The organism is Streptomyces sp. NPDC059142 (assembly GCF_042755665.1).
Lineage (GTDB): Bacteria > Actinomycetota > Actinomycetes > Streptomycetales > Streptomycetaceae > Streptomyces.
Genome location: NZ_JBHZDA010000096.1, coordinates 25,992 through 27,637 on the forward strand (window position 1 = coordinate 25,992; position 1,646 = coordinate 27,637).

A 1,646-nucleotide genomic window follows, 5' to 3' on the forward strand; every position below is an offset into this window, starting at 1 on the left:
GGGGGGGTTGTTTTTTTTTTATAAGCCCCTGCACACCCCCGGGGGGGGGCTCGCGCGGGGCCCCCCCGGGGGGGGGGGCGGCGCCTCGGTCATCCGTACCGACGCGTGTGTTCTAACGAACCGTCACAGCAATCCGTCCCACATCTGCTCCAGCAACACCGACCACCAGTTCTCCGGCGACGACAGCGCCGCCGGGTCAAGCGCCGCCAACTGTGCCTGGAAGTCGACGGTCCAGCGGCCCGCCTGCTCCGGGGTCAGCCCGAAGCGCAGCCGCCACATCCGTCCCAGCAGCGCCAGCGAGCGGGTGAACTCCGGCAGTCCGGTGTTCACGAACTGCGGTGCCGCCGACTGCCCGCCGGGACCCGCCTCGACCGGTACGGCCATGATGTGCGCCGTACCGTACTGGACGCAGAGCGCCCGTCCGAAATCGCTCCCCATCACCAGGTACGAGCCCGCGTCCGCGGCGGCCGGAACCTGCCGCTGCGCGGCCAGTTCGGCGAGCGTCGGCACCACCGGCTGCGGGGGCTGCGCCCAGAAGAACGGCCCGAAGTCGGCCGGCAGCCCCGCCCACACCAGGGTGCGCGCCACCAGGTCGGGCACGCCCTGCCGGGACACGGCGCGCTGGTCGAACCGGCAGATGCCCTGCGGGCCGAACGCCGCCGCCAGCTCCTGCGCGATCCCCTCGGGCGGCACCGGCGGCGCGGGCGCCACCTGCGGCAGCGGCGCCCGGACCGGCGCGGGGCGCGCGGGGCCGTCGGCGACCTGGTGCAACTCGCCCTGGTGGGTGAGGAGATGCTGCATGCCCTGCTGCCGGCTGGCGTGGTCCTGGCCGTACGGGGCGACGCTGGTGATCCGCACCTGCGGCCAGGTCTCCCGGATCATCCGCGCGCAGTAGCCGCCGGGCAGCTCGCACGACTCCAGCTCCGTGTGGAGTTCGAGCACCTGCTGCGGCGGCACGTTCATCGCGCGCAGCTCGTGCAGGATCTGCCACTCGGGGTGCGGGGTGCCGGGTGCGGAGCGCCGGATGATCTGCGCCTCGGAGCCGTCGGGTGCGCGGTAGCGCAGTACGGCCTGGTAGCCGGGGCCGACGGTCGGCAGCCCCGAGGGCTGCGGCGGATACCCGTACGGGGGGACGGACCCGGTGCCGCCGGGGACGCCGGGGGCTCCGGGGGCCCCTGGCGGCATGCCCGGGGGCTGACCGGGCGGGCCGGGCGGCCGGGGGGCCGACGGCGGCGGTACGGGACCGCCGCCGGTCTGGCCCGGTCCCGCCAGCATGGTCGCGGCGTGGTGGACACCGCCGGGCGGCGTCCCGGGGGCGTTCGGCGGGGCGCCCGGGGCGTTCGGGGGCCCCGGGGGCCGGGCGCCGGGGATGCCCTGGCCCTGGCTCGGGTCGGCGAACATCGTGGCGGCGTGGTGCACCCCGCCCGGCGGGGTGCCGGGCGGCGTACCGGGAGCGCCGGGCGCGGCCGGTGGCGGGCCGGGCGGCCGGGGCACGGAGGAGCCGATGCTCGGCGCCAACTGTGTCGGCAGGTAGCCACCCGCCGGGGCGCCGGGCGTACCGGGTCCCGACGGAGCGGCGGGCGGGGTCGCCCCGGGCACGCCGGGCGCCCCGGGCGGCGGCGGTACCGCCCCGGCGCCCCCGCCCC

At 77.6% G+C, this 1,646-nt stretch carries 1 protein-coding gene; it reads right to left on the reverse strand.

What is annotated here, in order from left to right; genetic code table 11:
• Window positions 1–123 precede the first annotated feature (123 nt).
• Window positions 124–1,646: SUKH-4 family immunity protein (locus tag ACFXPK_RS27030; RefSeq protein ID WP_385079471.1), on the reverse strand; the 1,523-nt coding region annotated here is incomplete at its 5' end.